This is a genomic window from Methylobacterium sp. V23 (genome assembly GCF_002917135.1).
Taxonomy (GTDB): domain Bacteria; phylum Pseudomonadota; class Alphaproteobacteria; order Rhizobiales; family Beijerinckiaceae; genus Methylobacterium.
This window is the reverse complement of the sequence record NZ_PDHT01000005.1, coordinates 41,653-60,594: the sequence shown is the minus strand read 5'-3', so window position 1 is coordinate 60,594 and position 18,942 is coordinate 41,653. Positions and strand designations below refer to the sequence as shown.

The following is an 18,942-nucleotide window of genomic DNA, read 5'->3' as shown; positions in this document are numbered from 1 at the left end:
GAGTATGAAGGTATCCGAGCCGGGCTCATGAGACACCATCATGCCTACTGCGCAGGCGATCCCAACCAGCACGAACCTCCCCGTATCGGTTGCGATCTTCGTCAAGAAAATTGCGCGACCCATAGCGCCTGACTCTCCCTGTTTCTCAGGAGCCGTATCAGATGACCCGGACACTAACGCCTACCTTCCGCTCCCCACCCGGAGCCGACGTTTCCGGACGGCCGACGAGTGACTGCTTTCGGGAACGTCGGACGGCGATCTGAACGACCGTGTCGGGTCGTAAGCGGAATGTCCGCTTTGAACCGAAGATCGAAATAAGTGTCAGGCAAACGATTCTACCCTAGCACTCTCCCAATCTTCGCTACGCAACCACACCCACATCCAACCCCCGCAACGGCCACCGCATCCGCAAACGCAAGTGTCATAGGCAGCACCCCGGCGCGGGCGGCGAAGGGGGGTGAGACGCCGACGTGGTCCTTCTCGGTGGTGACGAGGTGGGCGCCAAGGCGGGAGGCCTCAGCCGCGAGGGTGACCTCGTCGGCGGGGCCGTAGAGGTGGTGGTCCGGGTAGGGGCGGGTCGCCGCGAGGGTGGCCCCGGCCTCTTCGAGGCTCGCGAGGAATTTTTGGGGGCGGCCGAGGTTCGCGAAGGCGGGGACGCGGCGGCCCGTCAGGTCGGCGCTCGGCACCAAGCGGGCACGGTGGACCGGGAGGCTGTGCGCCCGCGCCCCGCGGCCACGGCCTCGCCCCGGGGCTCGGTCCCGATCAGCTCGAGGCCATGGACGTGCGGCCATTGCCGCGCGAGGGGCACCCGCAGGGGACCGGCCGGGAAGGGCAACCCGTGGTCGAGGCCGGCGCCGGCATCGACCACGGCCCGCGACAGCGCCTCGGCCAAACCCGGGCTCCGCAATCCGCTATCCCTGACGATGAGGTCGGCGCCCTCGGGGACGCCGCGCGCAACCCCCGATCCGTCAGTGCGCCGTCATGAGCTGGGCGAGGCTCGCGGCCAGCTCGTCCTTGCGGAACGGCTTGGTCAGGCGGGCCAGGTCCGGGTCCACGCCTCCGCGCTCGGCGTAGCCGGAGACCAGCAGCACGGGCATGCCGGGCTTGAGGGTCCGGACTTGGCGGGCGAGGTCGGTTCCGGTGAGGCCCGGCATCATGTGGTCGGTCACGAGCAGATCGAAAGGGCCGCCCGCGTGGAGCAGGCGCAGCGCCGCTTCGGCGGAGTTGGCTTCCACCACTGCGTAGCCGAGATCGCTCAGCATATCCCCCGTGCTCATCCGCACGAGCTCCTCGTCATCGACCAGGAGCGCCGTGCCGCGCGTCGCCGGCATGGCGGACGTCCCGGCCGCCGGCCGGGCGGGCTGCGGCTCCTCCGTGCTCTGGGGAAGCCAGAGCTCGACCTGGGTGCCGAGCCCGGGCCGGCTCTGGATCGCGAGGGCGCCGCCCAGCTGAGACGCGAGGCCGTGCACCATCGACAGGCCGAGACCCGTGCCCTTGCCGACGCCCTTGGTCGAGAAGAACGGCTCGACGGCGCGGGCGATCGTCGCCTCGTCCATGCCGGAGCCCGTGTCGGCCACCGACAGGCAGAGATAGCGGCCGGGTCGCAGCTGGGTCCGATGCCCCGCCGCGACGTCTTCCCGCCGGGTCGAGATGCGCAGCGTGCCGCCGCCGTCCTCCATCGCGTCCCGCGCATTCACCGCGAGGTTCAGCAGTGCCATCTCGAGCTGGTTCGGGTCGGCCTTCGCCAGCGGCAGATCCTCCGGGGCCTCGACCACGACCTTGATCTGCGGCCCCGTGGTGCTCGCGACCAGCTCGCCCATGCCGGCGACCAGCTTCGCGAGGTCGACGGGCACCGGCTGCAACGGCTGGCGCCGCGCGAAGGCCAGCAGGCGCTGGACGAGGGTCTTCGCCCGCTCGGCCGATTGCATCGCCCCGGCGATGAGGCGCTGCTCGCGCGGGCCGCCGAGCTGCCGGCGCTGCAGCAGGTCGAGCGAACCGACGATCGGCGTCAGCAGATTGTTGAAGTCGTGCGCGACGCCGCCGGTCAGCTGGCCCATCGCCTCCATCTTCTGCGACTGGCGCAGGGCGTCCTGGGCCTCGGCGAGTTGCGCCTCGCGACGCAGGCGGTCCGTCACGTCTGTGACGAACTGGTAGACGCCGACCTGCCGACCGCTCTCGTCGCGGAGCGGGCGGAAGTTCACCTCGTAACAGGGCCGCGCCCGGCTCGGCTCGCCGTAGCCCTCGACGAAGGTCACGGGCTCGCCGCGCATGCCCAGCGCCCACCCGGTGCGCACCTGCTCCTGGTGCTCGGGCTGGCCGTCGAGCAGCCGGAGCATGTTGTCGCCGGCCTTCGGACGCACCCCGTAGAGGCGCGCGAACTCGTCGGCATTGGCGGCATTCACGGCCAGGATGGTGTAGTCGAGATCCACCGCCATGATCATGATGTCGGTCATCTCGACGAGCTTGGCGAGCATGTTGCGCTCGGCCAGGGCCTCGTCGACCCGCCGCTCGAGGGTGTCGTTCAGCTCGCGCAGCCGGTCCTCGGCCCGGGCCCGCTCGATGGCGGCCTTCACGCGCTCGCCGACCTCCCGGAACAGGCCTTCCTCGGACGCGCTCCAGCGCCGGGGCCGGGCGCTCTGCAGGGCCAGCAGGCTGACCCAGCGCTCGTTCTCGTACAGCACGACGTCGAGGTAGGCGCCGACCTGCCGGGCCAGCAGCCCCGCCCGCGCGCCGTCACTGAAGCGCAGGTCCGTGCGGACGTCGTCGACCTTGACGATGGGGCGATCGTGGTAGGCGCGCAGCAGGTCGGGGCCGAACGCCCCCAGGTCGTGCTCGCCCACCAGGGACTCGACCCCCCGCGTGTAGTCGCGCTCGACCCGCATCAGGCTGCCGAAGAACTCGGCGTAGAACACCCGGCTCAGGCCGAAGCGTTCGCCGAGACGCTCGGCCGCCGTGGAGGCGATCTCCGCCGGTGTGCGGAGCAGGCGGATCGCGTCCGAGAGCGAGAGCAGGAAGGCCTGCCGGGCCTCGCTCTCGCGCAGCTTGGCCTGCGCCGTCGTCCGCTCGATCGCGTCGGCCGCCTGGCGGGCGAGCACGACGAACAGCTTCAGGTCGCGCTCCGGCGGCACGTGCGGCCGCTTCCAGTGCGTCGAGATCATGCCGATGGGCTTGCCCGCGCGGGACAGCAGGGGCGTCGTCTGGATCGCCCGCATCCCCGACCAGCGGTACGACCGGAGGTCGCCGCTCTCGTGCGCCAGGCCGCTGAGCTCCACGTCGGGCACGATCACGCGTTCGCCCGTGGTCATGGCGATGCCGCAGGTGCTCTCGGACTCGGCGTCGACCGTCTGCCAGTACGCGGCCGAGCGCGGGTCGTATCCGTGATGCGCCAGGAGCTTGAGGTCCCCCGCCGCGTCCAGCATCTGGATGCTCGCGCATTCGGAGCCCATCAGGTCGGCGGCGGCGGTCAGGATCGCGTCGTAGACCGCCTGGGGCGCCTCGTCGCTGACCAGCCGCGTGCTGATCTCCTGCAACCGCCCGAGCGCCGCCACCTCCGCGGCCAGGGCCGCCTCGGCCTCGTGCTCCGACGTCCGGTCGCGAAACATGTTGAGATAGCTGCCGCCGTCGGCGTCGAGGCGCATCATGAGCCCCGAGGCCCAGAACCGGCTGCCGTCCCGGCGCATGTGCCAGCGTTCGTTGAGCGCGCGCCCGTCGCGCGCGGCCCGGCTCAACTCGTCGTCGGCCCGGCCCGAGGCCCGGTCCTCGGGCGTGAACAGGATGTCGCCCGGCTGCCCGACCGCATCGCGCTCGGTGAACCCCGTGAGACGCTCCGCGCCGGTGTTCCACGTCGTGATGATCCCGCGATCGTCGAGGCGCACGATCGCGTAGTCCTCGGCGCCCTCGACGATCTGCCGGTAGCGGATCTCGCTGTCTCGCAGCGCCTGCTCGGCCCGGCGCTGGTCCTCCGCCGCCGCCTTGTTGCCCGTCACCTCGGAGAGCGAATGGAACACGCCCGCCACCGCACCGGCCTCGTCGCGCAGGGGCTGGAAGCTGCCGTTGAAGTAACGCTGCTCGGTGAGGCCCGAGGGCGTCCGCAGCAGCACCGCGTGCTCGTCGATCCGCACCGTCTCGCCGGCGAAGACCCGGTCGAGGAGAGGACCCAGGAAAGTGTCGTAGGCCTCGCTCCAGTTCCGCGCCGCCGGTCGGCCCAGCGCGGCCGGGTGCCGACCCGCCGCGATCGGAATATACGCGTCGTTGTAGAGTTGTATGCGGTCGCGCCCCCAGAGGATCGACACCGGGCTCGGCGCGGTGAGCATGATGCCGATCGCGGTCTTCAGGGGCGTCGGCCACCCCGCGATCGGACCGAGCGCGGTCCCGGACCAATCCCGCGCGCCGATCAGCAGACCGGTCTCGCCGCCGTCGGCGAGGAAAGCAGGCTGGGTCTTGTCGACCGGTACAGAGGCCACGAACGGTCCTTTCCGCGGGCGACTCCCGAGCAGATGGCGACGAATGCCTTCGACAATTACCGAAGGCGGACCGTCACGTCACGAGCGAACCTCTTGTGACCAGCTTGATCGGTGGTTTCGTCGGGGGACATGACCCGGGCGCAACGGTCGCCGAATCAGGACGGACGGTCCGGGCCCCGGATCGCGGTCGCGCCGACCAGCCTGCGCAGCTGCGCCAGGAGCGGAGCTTCATCGGCGAATGCCAGGGTGACCGGCAGCACCCCGACGCGGGCGGCGAAGGGGGGTGAGAGGCGGACGTGGTCCTTCTCGGTGGTGACCAGCTCGGCGCCGAGGCGGGTGGCCTCGGCCGCGAGAGTGGCCTCGTCGGCGGCGCCGTAGGGGTGGTGGTCCGGAAAGGCGCGGCGCGCGACGATCGTGGCCCCGGCCTCTTCGAGGCTCGCGAAGAATTTTCGGGGACGGCCGATGCCCGCGAAGGCGAGGACGCGGCGGCCCGTCAGGTCGGCACCCGGCACCAGGCGGGCGCGGTGGACCGGGAGACCGCGCGCCCGCGCCGCCGCGGCCACGGCCTCGCCCCGGGGCCCGGCTCCGATCAGCACGAGGCCGTGGACGTGCGGCCATTGCCGGGCGAGGGGCACCCGCAGGGGACCGGCCGGGAAGGGCAGCCCGTTGCCGAGGCCGGCGCCGGCATCGACCACGGCCAGCGACATCGTCTTGGCGAGGCTCGGATTCTGCAGGCCGTCATCCATGACGATGACGTCGGCGCCCTCGCGGACGCAGAACGCGGCGCCGGCCGGGCGGTCGCGGGCGAGGATCGTCGGCGCGATCCGCGCCAGCAGACGGGGCTCGTCGCCGGTCTCGGCGGCCGACTGGCGGGACGGATCGACCCGCACCGGTCCGGTGAGGCGCCCGCCATAGCCCCGGGTGAGGAAGGCCGGGTTGGCCCCGAGGGTGCGCAGGCGGGCCGCGAGGGCCAGGGCGGTGGGGGTCTTGCCGGCGCCCCCCAGGGTGAAGTTGCCGACGCAGAGCACGGGGCAAGGGGCCGGGGCGCCGGGCCGGTCCATGCGCGCGGCGGTGTGCCGGCCGTAGAGGGTGCCGACGGGGCCGAGCAGCCGGGCGGCGGGATGGCCGGGATCCGCATCCCAGAAGGCCGGGGCGCGCATCAGCCGGCCCTCACGAGGCCGCCATCGCCTTGAGGGTCATCTGGGCGATGAAGGGATCGAGCACCGACAGGGTGCGGGCGACGGCGCCCTCGAAGGGTTGGAGGGCGGCGGCCCCGGCCCGGCTCATCGCGTCGATGCGGGGGCGGTCGGCCAGAAGGGCGTCCAGGGCCGCCGCCAGGGCGTCGGCATCGGTCACCGGCAAGGCTCCGCCGGCGGCGTCCAGGGCGCGATAGACCTGGGTGAAGTTGTGGACGTGCGGCCCGTGCAGCACGGCGGACCGAAGGCGCGTCGGCTCGATCGGGTTCTGGCCGCCATGGGGCACCAGGGAACCGCCGAGATAGACGATGCGGCCGAGGCGGTAGAACAGGCCGAGCTCGCCGAGGGTGTCGGCGACGTAGAGGTCGACGCCGCCATGGGGCCGGCCGCCCTGCGAGCGCCGGGCACTGGTCAGGCCCTCGGCCCCGGCGCAGGCGGCGACGTCGCCGCCGCGATGGGGATGACGCGGCACGATGATGGTGAGCAGGCGCGGCCAGCGCGCCTTGAGGCGGGCATGGGCCCGGGCCGCCATGGCATCCTCGCCCGGATGGGTGCTGGCCGCGACCCAGACCGGCCGGTCGCCGACGAGGTCGCGCAGATGGGCGAGCTGCTGGCCATCCGCGGGCGGCACCTCGGAATCGTATTTCAGGTTCCCGGAAACGCTGACCCGGGGGGCGCCGAGGCGGCGGAAGCGGTCGGCATCCTCGTCGGTCTGGGCGAGGCAGATCGCGATGCGGGCGAGGAGCGCCTCGGCGGAGCGGGGGGTGCGGGCCCAACCCCGGAACGAGCGCTCGGACATCCGTCCGTTGACGACGAGGAGGGGGATGCCGTGCCGGTGCAGGCCGACGACCGTGTTCGGCCAGATCTCGGATTCGGCGACCAGGGCGAGGTCGGGGCGCCAATGGGCGAGGAAGCGGTCGACCCAGCGCGGGGCGTCGAGGGGCATGTACTGGTGCACGGCTCCGGCCGGCAGCCGCCGCCCGATCAGGTCGGCGGCGCTGCGGGTGCCCGTCGTCACCAGCACCGAGAAGCCCCGGGCGATCATGCCGTCGACGAGGCCGACGAGGGACAGCGCTTCGCCGACGCTGGCCCCGTGCATCCAGACCAGGCGGCCCGTCGGCCGGGCCCGGCCCGGCAGCCCGCGCCGCTCGGCCAGGCGTCCGGGATCCTCCTTGCCCCGGCGGGAGCGCCAGGCCAGCAGGCCGGCCAGGGCCGGCTCGCCGAGATAGAGCCCGGTGCGATAGGCCCGCAGGATCGCCGTGAGGGGCGGGGCCTTCGCCATCGCCTTCATGCCGGTTCCCCGACCCGGCCGCTCGCCCCGACGCGGTCGGGATGGCGGACGCGGTCGTGGGGTCCGACCCGGTCGGGCCGTCCCACCAGGGTGTAGGCGCGGTCGTGCACGCGGTTCATCTCGGCCTCGAGCTGCCGGCGCAGGGCCTCGAGGGCGTCCGGCTCGATGTCCCGCGGCACGAAGATGGGCTCGCCGAACACCATCGCGCCCCGGCCGAAGGGCATCCCGAGGCAGGCCCGGTCCCAGCTGTTGAAGCGCCAGTGCCGGCTCGTCACCACCGCCACGGGGATGATCGGCCGGCCGGAGAAGCGCGCCAGGGTGAGGATGCCGGCATCGGCCCGGCGCGAGACCTTCGGCACGTCGGCGCTGAAGGCCACGGACTCGCCATCCTTCAGGGCCCGCAGCATGGCGCGCAGCCCCTCGGCCCCGCCCTTCGCCTTGGCATCCCGCAGGGCGCGGCCCCGGGCGCCGGAGGCCCGGATCACCCGCACGCCCATGCGGGTGAGCGCGATGGTGTTGATGTTGCCGTCGGGCGAGCGCGAGATGATCGTGGCGATCCGGTCGTGCGGCCGGCGCATGAACGAGATCATCGTATGCTGGCCGTGCCACATGCCGGCGATGAAGGGGCTGAGCCCGTCGAGCCAGACGTCCGGCGCGGCCGGCTCCACCGTGAAGCGGTTGGTGCGCCGCACGAGGCGGAGGTAGCCGCCCGCGAGGATGCCGAGGGCCTGCTGGACCGCGGGCGCGCGGCCGATGCGTTTGACGAGGCTCATCACTTCGCTTTCGCGTCGCGGCGCCGATGGGCCGGCGATGCCTTCGAGGAGGGGATGTCCACGGAGCCGTCCCGCACGGCGCGCCGGGACGCGCGCCGGACGGGCAGCCGGCTGTCTAGCTCCGATCGCGCGGCCGGCGCAACGGCGCAGTGGCGGCCGAATCCCCCGTTTCGGGCCCGGAAACGCGCACAATCGCCTTGTTTGGATCCATTCCAAGTTATAGATTGGAATGGATCCAAACAAGGATGTAGCCCGAGACGAGCCGGTCAGGACAGGACGCGCACGATGATGATCTCCCCCGCCCAGGACGCCCCGGACGTGACCGCCGCACGCGACGCGGCCGAGGCTCATCGCGCCTTCGTCCTGCGCTACGTCCAACCGGGCCTCGCCGGGCTGATCGACGGCTCGGTCTCCACCCTGGCGCCGATCTTCGCCGCTGCCTTCGCCACCCACAGCAACGGCGCCACCTTCCTGGTGGGGCTCGCCGCCTCCATCGGCGCCGGGATCAGCATGGGTTTCACCGAGGCGCTCTCGGATGACGGGCAGATCACCGGGCGCGGGACGCCTTGGATGCGCGGCCTCGTCTGCGGGGTCATGACCACGGTGGGCGGCCTCGGCCATACGCTGCCCTACGCGATCCCCGCCACCTGGCCGAACGCCTTCGGCGTCGCGACGGCCCTGGCGATCCTGGTCGTGGTGGTGGAATTGCTGGCGATCGCGGCGATCCGCACCCGCTACATGGCGACGCCGTTCTGGCGCGCGGCGATGCAGGTCGTGCTCGGTGGCGCCCTGGTGCTGCTCGCCGGAATCGCCATCGGCAGCGCGTGAGGGGCGACGGGCGGATTCGTGGCCCGAGGCTTGACCCCCGGCCCCGGTTGGGGCGATGCGGGGCGCGAAATCCCGATCATCGACCGCGCATTGGGGGATGATGTTCCGCCTCGCCCACCTGACCGACCCCCATGTGGGGCCGCTGACACGCCCGCGCCTGCGCCAACTCCTGAGCAAGCGCGCCACCGGCTACGTGAACTGGCAGCGCGGCCGCAAGGACGCCCACGACATGGAGGTGCTGGCCGCCCTGGTGGCCGACCTCCAGGCGCAGGGGCACGACCACATCGCCTGCACCGGCGACCTCTGCAACATCGGCCTGCCGAGCGAGTGGTCGACCGCGAAGGTGTTCCTGGAAGCCCTCGGAACACCCGAGGCCGTCAGCTTCGTGCCGGGCAACCACGACGCCTACGTGCGCGGCTCCCTCGAGGGCCTGCTCCTGGCCTGCGGCGCCTGGACCGCCGGGGACGACGGCACGCACGGGCATTTCCCATACCTGCGCCGGCGCGGGCCGGTGGCCCTGATCGGCCTGTCCTCGGCGGTACCCACGAAGCCGCTGATGGCCAGCGGCCGCCTCGGGCCGCAGCAGATCGCCGCCACGGAGGCCCTGCTGCGGACGCTGGGGGCCGAACCCGAGCCGCCCTTCCGCGTGGTGATGATCCACCACCCGTCGCATCCCGGCGGCACGTCGTCCGGGCGTGAACTGAAGGATGCGGGGGCGTTCACCGCCATGGTGGCCCATGCCGGGGCGGAGTTGATCCTGCACGGGCACAATCACGTCCGCAGCGTCGCGTTCGTGTCCGGGCCCGGGGGGAGATCGATCCCGGTGGTGGGAGCCGCCTCGGCATCGGCCCGGGGCGATGCCCGGCATCACCGCGCCAGCTACCACCTCTATACGATCACGCGCCAGGCGACGGGCTATGCCGTCGCGGGCCTCGAGCGGGGCCTGACGGAGACCGGGATCATCGCGGATCTCGGCGCCCTGGCCCTGGCCCGGTCCTGAGGCGACGCCGCACGGGCGCCGCCCCTGGGGTGTCGGGGTCAGGCGTCCTCGAGCACCTTCGCCTGGGCGGCGATGCTGGCCTGGTAGCGCTCCGCCTGCAGGCGGGTCAGGCCGCTGACGAGCACGGACTCGCCGCGGTACACCGTATAGGTGCCGTCATGCGTCGGCTTCACGCGAATCACGTTGGACATGGCTGTCACCCCGTCAAAAAAGGTTAGACGCGATATGATTTTGGCGGAGAGGAAACATTAACGGTCGGTTCAGACTACGCAAGTCCTCGCCTGCCCGGGAACTGATAAATCGATCCCGCAACGCAGCGAACATCTTGGTATTTCAGTCCGGCCCGCGAAAACCCTGAACCTTCTCAACGAATGGCTACGCTTGCGCTGCACCATGATCGCCGGGGGAGGGCGGGGCCGGCAAAGCCTGTTCGCTCGGCGGCCTGGTCCGTCCCCCCCTCCCGGACCCCACGGGGGCCACCTCGCCGCCGCGGCTGATTCTCCGGATCCGCGCCCGGGGGCGCCCGTCCGTCAGGCGTCGCGCGCCGGCCGGCCCGGAGCGCCGCCGAGATTGGCCTGCAGGTAGTCGCTGATCTTGCGCAGGTAGGCTTCCAGGTCCTGGACTTCGCCCTCGGCGGAGCGCGCCCGCTGCCGCGCATCGAGGGCGGCCTGATCCGCTTCGCGCCGCGCCATCTCGGCCTCGCGGACGCGCAGCTGGGCCTCGCGCATCCGGATCTCCAGCTCCATGGCCTGACGCCGCCAGGCGGATGCCTCCGCCCGGGCGCGATCCAGCTCGGCCTGCTGCTCGACCCGCTCCCGGTGGGTGAGGCGGATCAGGTCCCGGGCCTGGGCCGAGATCGTATCCACCCGCTCGTGCAGCGCCTGGATCGTCTCCATGCTGTGCTCGACCAGGCGCAGGGTCGTGGCGCCGAGCTCCGAGGTGGGCGTGGTCGACGGCACGGGCACCAGGGCGAGCGCCTGGCTGCCGCTCCGCTCGGGGCTCTCCGTCTCGCGCAGGTCGGAGACCTCGACCCCGTGACGGACGGGCAGCCGGGCGAGCGCGAGATCGATCACGGGCGACAGGATGGAGGAGGCGGCAGCGGACATCTGTGCAGCAGACCTGGGGGCGGGGACCCGGACGGGAAAACGGTCTTGGCGAGGGTCTTGGTGACGGTCTCGGTGGCGGTCGTCGCGCAGGGTCCCGGGCGGGCGGCGGGACCACGCAGGGTGGGTCCACCGCCGACGCCCCGGCCCCTCACGGCGTCGCGACCTTGGCCGGATTCGCCTCCTCCGCCGGCGCGCGGCGGGTGAAGCCCTCGACCACGGCGTCGTGCAGGCGGGCCAGCCACTCCTCGGCCTCGTCCGCCCGGCGCTCCGCGAGGTCGGCGCGGGACTGGGCGGCGGCGACCTGCGCCTCCAGGGCGGTGGCCCGCTCCAGGGCCCGTGCCACCGTGCGCTCCAGCTCCTGCTCCAGCTCGGCGGCCCGCTCCTCGCTGATGCGGATCGCGGCCGTCGCCTCGTGGATGAGGTCGAGGGAGGCGGACCAGTCCCGCTTCGGACCGGCATTGGCCGGGGCCGGCAGCGCCTCGTCCGACGGGCCCTGCTCGGGTGCGGCCGACCCGCGATGGGGGCTGGGCAAGCTGCGCATCAGCCAGGCTCCGGCAGAAGAGGTTTCTCGGTCGCGAAGCGCGGTCTCGGACATCTGGGCATCCCTGCGCGGGGTCTCCGCCGCGCCGTCTCTTGAAGGGGTGGAGGGGTCGGGTCGGCGAGGCTGGATCGGTCGGGTCGGGCGCTACTTCTCGGGCGGGGGCGTGAAGGGACGGACGTTGCTGGGCTCCGGCGCGGGCGCGGCCGGCTCGTTCCGCGCCACCTCGTCCCCGGCGAAGCTGCGGGCCGAGCGGCGCAGGGCCTCGTGCTGCTTCTGCAGGGCGACGCGGCTCTCGCGGGCGATGTCGAGGGCGCCCTGGGCCAGCTTGCGCTCGGAGCGCTCGTGCTGGAGCTCCTCGATCAGGCGGTGGTTCACGGTCTCGAAATCCGCGCGCTCCACCTCCTGGCGGTGGACGAGGTGGTCGATGCGGTCGGACAGGCTGGAGACCCGGCCGAGGGCCTGTTCCAGGGCCGCATCCTTGGCCGCCATCGCCTTGGTCAGCATCTCGCAGCGATGCTCGAATTCCGAGCGCGCCCGCTGCATCTCGAGGAAGCGCTCGTTCTGCCGGGCGAGATCCACCTGGGCGCTCTCCAGCCGACGCTCCAGGGTGACGCGCTCGATGGAGGCTTCCTTGAGACCGCGCTCGGCCGAGCGGCCGGCCTCGTCGCGTTCGCGCAGCTGGGTGCGCAGCTGGGACAGCATCTGCTCGGTGTTGGCGAGGCGGCTCGTGGCGGCCTCGACCCGCATGGCGAGGCTCGCGCGCTCGGTGCGATGGTTGGCGACCTCGGCCTCGTACTGGGCCTCCGCCTTTTGGGCGGCGGCGACCTCGGCGGCCAGCTGCTGCTCGACGTTGTGCAGGGCGACGCGGTTGGACTCGGCCTGGCCCTCGAACTCCTCGGCCCGGGCGGTCAGCTCGGCGAGCTGGGCCGCCTGAGCCTCGCTCAGGTTCTGGAGCCGGAGGTTGTCCCGGTCCAGGGCGTGCCGGCTCTCGCGCAGGTCCTGCAGCTCGCTGTCGGAGCGGGCCAGGGCCTGGTCCAGGGCCTTGGCCTCGACCCGCAGCGCCTTGCTCTCGCCCTGCAGGGCACGGCTCTGCTCGGTCTCGGCGAACAGACGCCGCTCCAGGTTCTCGGCCTGTAGGGTCTTGTCGCGCAGGGCGATCCGGACCTCCTCGGCCGCCGCGTCGCGGGCCTGGAGGCTGGTCTCGAGGTGGTGCAGCTGGATCTTGGCGGCGGCGACGTCGTTGGTCGCCGCGGCGAGGCGCCCGGTGGCGTCGGCGAGATCGCGCCGGAGGGTGGCGGCGGTGCTCTGCTCCATCGCCAGCAGGGTCTCGAGCTCCGCCGTCCGGACCTTGGCCCGCGGAAGCTCCTCGGTGATCGCCACGATCGGCACGAGCAGGGCGGAGAAATCCGCCTGGAGCGACTTCAGGTCGTCGAGCCGCTCGGACATTTCGGCCACGCGGAACCGCAGGCTCTCGTTGTGCTGCCCAAGAGAATCCAGCGAAAGGTCTTCACTGTCCAGTGAAGGCTCCGTCGTCTCGGCCTCATCAGCAATTCGGATAAAAGGCACGTCCTGTATTGGAGCGCGCAACAACGCATCGGTCTGTTGGGAAGACGGTGCCTTGCTTTCACTTGCGGTCAATTTGCGGAGCGAAAGCCAGCTCATTTCTGCGATCCATCCTCGTGGCGGACAACCCACGACACGGATTTATCAAAGTTGCAATTTCCCTCCCCTGTCAATCACGCCAAACGGGTCCTGTTAGCAAAATGTTAACGTATGGCTTTTGTGGCGCAGGGCCGCGAGATCCGGCGCGTTGCTGGGCTCGGTCTAACAATCGTGAGGGTCCATTTGGGGGCCGGACGGACGATTGCTGGAATACGGCGCACAAGCGTATCCGTAATTCCTCGCGTAAGCGTGAACACTCCGCTGGGGATGGCGGGTACCGCCCGCGCCGATTCACGCCGGTCCGGCGTCGCGCGGTCCTTCGGGATGCTCGGGCGGCGTCCCGTCGGCGGCGGGGCGGAAGTCGCCCCAGGCCTCCCGCGCCCCACGCCAGGCCAGGAGGTGGAGCAGCGGAAGCCGCACCTCGACGACGAGGTCATCGTCCAGCAGGCCGGGGACGATCTCCGTGGTGGCGTCCGGAAACCGGGCGAGGACCGCCGCCTGAATCCGGCGCAGGCGCGGGAGCTGGTCCGCCGTGGGCTCGACGAGAATGTGCTTGATGACCCGGATCATGCCCGCTCATCGCATGGCAAGGGCGCGGTCGTCAGCCGGACAGCTTGTCCTATCGCGGCCAGGCCCCCCGGAACGACGTCCGATCACGATGTCGCGGCACCGCCTCGGGACCTTGCAGTTCAAAGGCGTCTTCGCTGCACGGACTCGCATTCTCAGCGCAGCATAATTTGTCCGATTGTCGACAATTCGTGTATAGATGATTGAATACGCCCAATTCGCTCGCTAACATTTATAGACATAAGAACTACTTAAGTTCAGTGATCCACCGGGTATCACGAGTGAAGACTGCATGAACCGGACGGACAACGCGGCTGCACGCTTACCGAATCCCGTCACGCGAAAGCTCGAGAGCTTTGTCGAGTTGTCGGAGGCGGACCGGGCGATGCTGGAACGGATCAGCGCGGAGCGGCGCAGCCTCGACCCGCACACCCCGCTGGTGCGCGAGGGCGAAAAGCCGGACGGTCTCTGGCTGATCGTGGACGGGGTGGCGTGCCGCCAGAAGGCGCGGGTCAGCGGCCGGCGTCAGATCCTGGCGTTCCTGCTGCCCGGCGACCTCTGCGACCTGGATGCCTCGCTCCTGGAGCGGATGGACCACAGCATCGTCACCCTGTCGCCCTGCAAGGCGGTTCACCTCGCGTCCGACACCATCGCCGACCTCCTGGACACCGCCCCCGCGGTGGCCTGCGCCCTGCGGCTCAGCACGCTGGTCGACGAGGCGACCCTGCGCGAGTGGGTGGTCAATCTCGGATGCCAGCCCGGCGTGAAGCGGATCGCCCACCTGTTCTGCGAACTCTTCGTTCGTCAGGAGCGGGTGGGGCGGACGACCGGCAACAGCTGCGCGCTGCCGCAGACCCAAGGCGATCTCGCCGACGCCACCGGCCTCTCGAACGTCCACGTCAACCGGGTTCTGCAGGAGCTGCGCGGCGATGGGCTCATCGAACTCCGGGACCGGCGCCTCACCATTCCCGATCTGGCGGCCCTGTCCGCCTTCGCCGAATTCGACCCGGGCTACCTTCGCGTCGAGTCGGACACGGACCAGCGCCCGATCCAGCGGATTCCAGCCCATCGTCTCAACGCCATGGCCGCCCATTGCCTCGGCGCCCAGACCCCGCGTCCGAATTGACGGGCAACGGACCGCCCAGGATCTCGGCCGCGCCCGAACGCTCGGGCTCCGGCGGATCTGTCGTGCAAGGAGAGGGAAGTGCTTGGCGCGCCCACGGGGAATCGAACCCCGGTCTGATCCGTGAGAGGGACCTGTCCTAACCGCTAGACGATGGGCGCGGACCGGCGGGAAGCCGTTGGTAATCGCCGCGGCGATCCGTGCTTCCCGGCCGATGGGCGATCGTATAGCGAGGGTCGCGCGGCACGACAAGGGCTGAAATGGCCCGGTCGGCGCAGACGCAACATTTTTAGAGCGAAGGATCGCCCCTTGCCGGGACTCCAAGATCTGCCGGGACTCGAACATCTGCCGGGACGCGACCATGGGCAGGGGTCCACGGACCGCCGTGCGACGCTCCCCGAGGACGCCGTGACGGAGCGCCTGGACCGGGCCCTGGCCCGGGCCTTTCCCGACGTCTCGCGCTCGCGGCTGCAGGATCTCATCCGAGCCGGACAGGTGTGCCGGGACGGCACCGTCAGCCTCGACCCGTCCGTGAAGGTCGGCCCCGGCGCCGAACTCGCCGTGGTGATGCCGGAGGCCGTGGCGGCGGAACCCGTGGCCCAGGCCCTCGACCTCGCCATCGTGTACGAGGACGACGACCTCATCGTCATCGACAAGCCCGCCGGCCTCGTCGTCCACCCGGCGCCCGGCCACGAATCGGGCACCCTGGTGAACGGCCTCATCGCCCATTGCGGCGAGAGCCTGTCGGGGATCGGCGGCGTGCGCCGGCCGGGGATCGTCCACCGCATCGACAAGGACACCAGCGGCCTGCTGGTGGTGGCCAAGAACGATCTGGCCCATGCGGGGCTCACGGCGCAGTTCGCCGACCATGGCCGTACCGGGCCCCTGGAGCGGGCCTATCTCGCCCTGGCCTGGGGCGTCCCCGAGCCCCGCGCCGGCACCATCGAGGCGAACCTCGCCCGCAGCGTGCGCAACCGGGAGAAGATCGCGGTGGTACGCGGGGAGGGCGGCCGCCACGCGATCACCCATTACCGGGTCGAGGCGGTGCTCGGGACCGAGGCGCCGGTGGCGCTGGTGCGCTGCACGCTGGAGACGGGACGCACGCATCAGATCCGCGTGCATCTCAGCCATCGGGGCCATCCGCTGCTGGGGGACACGGTCTATGGCGGCGCCTTCAAGACCAAGGCGGGCCGCCTCGGCCCGGAGGCGCGCGCCGCCCTCGACACCCTGGGGCGACAGGCCCTTCACGCCAGCGTGCTGGGCTTCGCCCATCCGCGCACGGGCGACACCCTGCATTTCGAGAGTCCGCTGCCGCCGGACCTCCAGGCCCTGGTCGGCGCGCTCCGGGCCGGGGCGTAGCGCCGCTGACACAGTCAAGACCGCGTGGGCGTGCGCCAGGACACGGCGGGCTGCGGCCATTCGTGACATGACAGACCCAAGCGAGATTCCGCGCGTTGATGCCAGACGCGGCCCACGCGTCGCCTTTCCGTTCCCGCCGGTTTCCCGCTAGAGTGAGGGAATCGAACGGTCGGCTCAAGGGAGCGGCGGTTCGCTCCGGACCGCCCTCAGGGGGTCCTTTCAAGGAGGTAAGATCATGGCCGGCGCATTGCCAGTGCTCGCCACCGAAGGTGGCCTCTCACGCTACCTTGACGAGATCCGCAAGTTCCCGATGCTGGAGCCGAACGAGGAGTTCACGCTCGCGAAGGACTGGCGCGAGAAGGGCGATCGCAACGCCGCTCATCGGCTCGTCACGTCCCACCTGCGCCTCGTCGCCAAGATCGCCATGGGCTATCGCGGCTACGGCCTTCCGATCGGCGAGGTCGTGTCCGAGGGCAATGTCGGCCTGATGCAGGCGGTCAAGCGCTTCGAGCCGGACAAGGGCTTCCGCCTGGCCACCTATGCCATGTGGTGGATCAAGGCGGCGATCCAGGAGTACATCCTGCGCTCGTGGTCCCTCGTGAAGATGGGCACCACCGCCAACCAGAAGAAGCTCTTCTTCAACCTGCGCAAGGCCAAGGGGCGGATCTCGGCCCTCGACGAGGGCGACCTCAAGCCGGATCAGGTCGCGCAGATCGCCACCAAGCTCGGCGTGCCCGAGCAGGAGGTGATCGACATGAACCGCCGCCTCTCGGGCGACACCTCCCTCAACGCGCCCCTGCGCGAGGAAGGCGAGGGCGAGTGGCAGGATTGGCTCGTGGACAACAGCCCGAGCCAGGAGACCGTGCTCGCCCGCGAGGAGGAGGGGCAGAACCGCCTCTCGGCCCTGCGTGACGCTCTGTCCGTGCTCAACCCGCGCGAGCGGCGCATCTTCGAGGCCCGTCGCCTCGCCGACGACCCGATCACCCTGGAGGACCTCTCGGGCGAATTCGGCGTATCGCGCGAGCGCGTCCGCCAGATCGAGGTCCGCGCGTTCGAGAAGATCCAGGAGGCGGTCAAGCGCAACTTGGCCACCCGCGAGGCCCCGCGCGCCGAGGCCCACGCCTGATCGTCAGAGCGGGTCTGCGGTCAAAGCGGTCATCAGTGAAACGACAACAGGCCCCCCGGCCATCGTGCCGGGGGGCTGTTGTCGTTTACGGCCGCGTGTACGATCGAACCTCGCTCACCGAACGTAAGCGCGCCCGCAATTCAGGGCGCGGCCTCACCGCTCCTTGACCGAGGCCGCGGCGCGCGACGCCTCAGCGCCACTGGTCGAAGGCGCTCTGCAGGACCTGGGTCCCGGCGGTGCCTTTCTCGAAGGCGATGATCCCACGGGGCCCGGCGGCGAACTTCAGCGTGATGTCGAACCAGTTCTTGTGCAGCAGGATGTCGGTGTTGCGCTCGATGTCGTTCGGCAGCGAGGACAGCCCGATGAGGAACAGGTTCTCGCGCACCCGCACCGGCAGGCCGGACACGGGGGAGCCGCGGGCACCCTCCTCGTCCTTGCCTTGAAGCAGACCGATATCCTGGACGTTGTGCCGGGCGGCCGTGGGACCGCTCGGCGTGAAGGCGAGCTCGATGGTGTGCGAGGCTGGCAGGGTCGCGTCGAGGTTGCGGCGCACGGTCATCACGAGAGACAGCCCGGCATCCGGGAACTCGGCCGTGGCACGCACGACGGTCTCCAGCTGCTGGCCCTGCTCACCCGGAACGGTGTCGAGGCGCCAGACCACCCGGCCCTGGGTGGTGGTCGGCGTGGCGTTCGCGCCGCCGCCCATGTTCTCCTCGTAAAGCATCGCGCGCTGGGTGACCGCGAGGTCCGGCTGCGCCTGGGTCGGTGCGGCCGGCGTCGGGGACGCCGCCGGCGCCGGGGCGGGACGCCGGGCCGGCGCGGCGCGCTCGGCCGGTGCGGCGTCGCCGCCGACCCGATCGGCGAACTTCGAATCGGCACCGTCCGGAGCCACGTCCTGCTGCTCGCTGGCGATCGGCTGAAGATCGGCCGGCTTGTCGCGCAAAAGGAAGGCGGCCACGGCGATCAGGCCGATCACCGCGATCAGGATGCTGCCCACGAGCACGTTGCGCAGGAGGCGCGAGCGTCCGTCCCGCGGCCCGACCACCTCGATGCGCGGTCGCTGGCGCTGGCCGCCATCCGGGGGCGGCACTTCGCTGCCGTCATCGGCGACCGACGGGGTCGGCACGGCCGCTTCGTCCGCCCCGTCGGCGGCCATGAAGGGCGGGTTCTTCGCCTTGCGGGCCTGGATGCGGACCGGCGGCGGGATGGTGTCGGCGCCGTTCTCGGACGACGGGCCGGCGCTGTCGCGTGGCCCCGGCGGCGCGACGGTGATCGCGGGCGCCGGCTCAGGTGCCGGCGGAACCGCCTCGTCACGGGCGGGCTCGGGCGAGACGCTTTCGGGCCGTGCGGCTTCGGGGGACCGCACGACTTCGGGCGGCCGTGCCACTTCGGGCGGCCGTGCGGCGGGCACACCGAGATTCGGCGGCGGCGCGGGCGGCAGGGTCGCCCCCGGCGGCGTCGGCTCCGGCGGGGACGGCTCTGGGGGATGCGACCCGGCCGAAAGCGCCTCGGGCGGCGCCGGCTCGGGCAGGTCGATGGGATCGTTGGCCGGGGGTGGCGGCCGCAGGGGTTCCGGCTCGGGCGCGGGCGGCACCGGCACCGGCACCGGGGCCGGGTCGGGCGCCGCCGCCGCGGCCCCGCCGTGGTCGCGCTCCAGGCGCAGGATGGCCGCCTCGAGGGCGTTGCGCTCGAGGTCGATGTCGTCCTCGGACAGGGGCGGATCGAGGGAGCGGAGCTGACCGATCAGCGCGCCGCGCGCGCGCTCGTAGACGGCCTGGCGCAGGGCCGGGGAGCGGTCGGGCATCGCGTCGAGCGCCCGTGCCAGCAGGGGATAATAGTCGGCCATCGTGCCTCAGATCCGCCTTCTCACCGGCGACTGGCCGGCCGCCTCGTCCCGCAGTCCCGCG

General features: G+C 71.5%; 16 protein-coding genes, 1 tRNA gene and 1 pseudogene. 5 read left to right on the top strand and 13 right to left on the bottom strand.

Going from position 1 to position 18,942, the window contains the following annotated elements:
• Positions 1-335: 335 nt before the first annotated feature.
• The 6 genes from CRT23_RS29580 to CRT23_RS06935 form a co-directional block, all read right to left on the bottom strand.
• Positions 336-686 carry a tetraacyldisaccharide 4'-kinase gene (locus CRT23_RS29580; RefSeq protein ID WP_280951962.1) on the bottom strand — a complete coding sequence of 117 codons (351 nt, stop codon included), beginning with the start codon at positions 684-686 and terminating at the stop codon, positions 336-338.
• The gene (locus CRT23_RS29575) at positions 668-907 is read right to left on the bottom strand and encodes a hypothetical protein (RefSeq protein WP_280951961.1); all 240 of its coding nucleotides are present in this window, start codon (positions 905-907) and stop codon (positions 668-670) included. The genes CRT23_RS29580 and CRT23_RS29575 overlap by 19 nt, the downstream gene beginning before the upstream one ends.
• Positions 908-968: 61 nt before the next feature.
• Positions 969-4,463: a PAS domain-containing protein gene (locus CRT23_RS06950; RefSeq protein ID WP_103709111.1), complete on the bottom strand. Its 3,495-nt coding sequence runs from the start codon at positions 4,461-4,463 to the stop codon at positions 969-971.
• A 155-nt stretch (positions 4,464-4,618) separates the two neighbouring features.
• Complete coding sequence (lpxK, locus tag CRT23_RS06945; protein ID WP_103709110.1) at positions 4,619-5,623, bottom strand: tetraacyldisaccharide 4'-kinase; 1,005 nt, start codon at positions 5,621-5,623, stop codon at positions 4,619-4,621.
• A 10-nt stretch (positions 5,624-5,633) separates the two neighbouring features.
• Entirely contained in the window at positions 5,634-6,950 is a 1,317-nt protein-coding gene (locus tag CRT23_RS06940; protein ID WP_245436017.1) for a 3-deoxy-D-manno-octulosonic acid transferase, read from the bottom strand.
• The gene (locus tag CRT23_RS06935; protein ID WP_103709109.1) at positions 6,947-7,723 is read right to left on the bottom strand and encodes a lysophospholipid acyltransferase family protein; all 777 of its coding nucleotides are present in this window, start codon (positions 7,721-7,723) and stop codon (positions 6,947-6,949) included. Before CRT23_RS06935 ends, CRT23_RS06940 begins: the two co-directional genes overlap by 4 nt.
• A 357-nt stretch (positions 7,724-8,080) precedes the next feature.
• On the opposite strand from CRT23_RS06935, the pseudogene CRT23_RS06930 reads away from it, so the two are divergent.
• Positions 8,081-8,551: pseudogene (locus CRT23_RS06930) on the top strand (VIT1/CCC1 transporter family protein); the annotation flags it as partial.
• A 100-nt stretch (positions 8,552-8,651) separates the two neighbouring features.
• A complete protein-coding gene (locus tag CRT23_RS06925; protein ID WP_103709214.1) occupies positions 8,652-9,551 on the top strand; it encodes a metallophosphoesterase in 900 nt (299 codons plus the stop codon).
• A gap of 38 nt (positions 9,552-9,589) precedes the next feature.
• Here CRT23_RS06925 and CRT23_RS28395 read toward each other — a convergent pair whose 3' ends face one another.
• The 5 genes from CRT23_RS28395 to CRT23_RS06905 form a co-directional block, all read right to left on the bottom strand.
• Positions 9,590-9,742 (bottom strand): hypothetical protein, encoded by a 153-nt coding sequence (locus CRT23_RS28395; RefSeq protein ID WP_181017274.1) that lies wholly within the window; start codon positions 9,740-9,742, stop codon positions 9,590-9,592.
• Between the two features lie 339 nt (positions 9,743-10,081).
• Positions 10,082-10,657, bottom strand: a complete 576-nt coding sequence (locus tag CRT23_RS06920; protein ID WP_103709108.1) for a hypothetical protein — start codon at positions 10,655-10,657, stop codon at positions 10,082-10,084.
• Between the two features lie 148 nt (positions 10,658-10,805).
• A complete protein-coding gene (locus CRT23_RS06915) occupies positions 10,806-11,198 on the bottom strand; it encodes a hypothetical protein (protein WP_055952625.1) in 393 nt (130 codons plus the stop codon).
• Between the two features lie 144 nt (positions 11,199-11,342).
• Positions 11,343-12,860 carry a chromosome partitioning protein ParA gene (locus CRT23_RS06910; protein WP_280137542.1) on the bottom strand — a complete coding sequence of 506 codons (1,518 nt, stop codon included), beginning with the start codon at positions 12,858-12,860 and terminating at the stop codon, positions 11,343-11,345.
• A 291-nt stretch (positions 12,861-13,151) separates the two neighbouring features.
• A complete protein-coding gene (locus CRT23_RS06905) occupies positions 13,152-13,430 on the bottom strand; it encodes a hypothetical protein (protein ID WP_103709107.1) in 279 nt (92 codons plus the stop codon).
• A gap of 289 nt (positions 13,431-13,719) precedes the next feature.
• Here CRT23_RS06905 and CRT23_RS06900 point away from each other — a divergent pair, with 289 nt between their 5' ends.
• Positions 13,720-14,553, top strand: coding sequence for a Crp/Fnr family transcriptional regulator (locus CRT23_RS06900; protein ID WP_103709106.1), 834 nt, complete (start codon positions 13,720-13,722; stop codon positions 14,551-14,553).
• Positions 14,554-14,636: 83 nt separating this feature from the next.
• On the opposite strand, the gene CRT23_RS06895 is transcribed toward CRT23_RS06900, so the two are convergent.
• Positions 14,637-14,711, bottom strand: a tRNA-Glu gene (locus CRT23_RS06895).
• Between the two features lie 247 nt (positions 14,712-14,958).
• On the opposite strand from CRT23_RS06895, the gene CRT23_RS06890 reads away from it, so the two are divergent.
• Positions 14,959-15,909: an RluA family pseudouridine synthase gene (locus CRT23_RS06890; protein ID WP_245436039.1), complete on the top strand. Its 951-nt coding sequence runs from the start codon at positions 14,959-14,961 to the stop codon at positions 15,907-15,909.
• 235 nt (positions 15,910-16,144) lie between these two features.
• The gene (gene rpoH / locus CRT23_RS06885) at positions 16,145-17,035 is read left to right on the top strand and encodes an RNA polymerase sigma factor RpoH (protein WP_055952636.1); all 891 of its coding nucleotides are present in this window, start codon (positions 16,145-16,147) and stop codon (positions 17,033-17,035) included.
• Between the two features lie 190 nt (positions 17,036-17,225).
• On the opposite strand, the gene CRT23_RS06880 is transcribed toward rpoH, so the two are convergent.
• The gene (locus CRT23_RS06880) at positions 17,226-18,881 is read right to left on the bottom strand and encodes a histidine kinase (RefSeq protein WP_103709104.1); all 1,656 of its coding nucleotides are present in this window, start codon (positions 18,879-18,881) and stop codon (positions 17,226-17,228) included.
• Positions 18,882-18,942 lie beyond the last annotated feature (61 nt).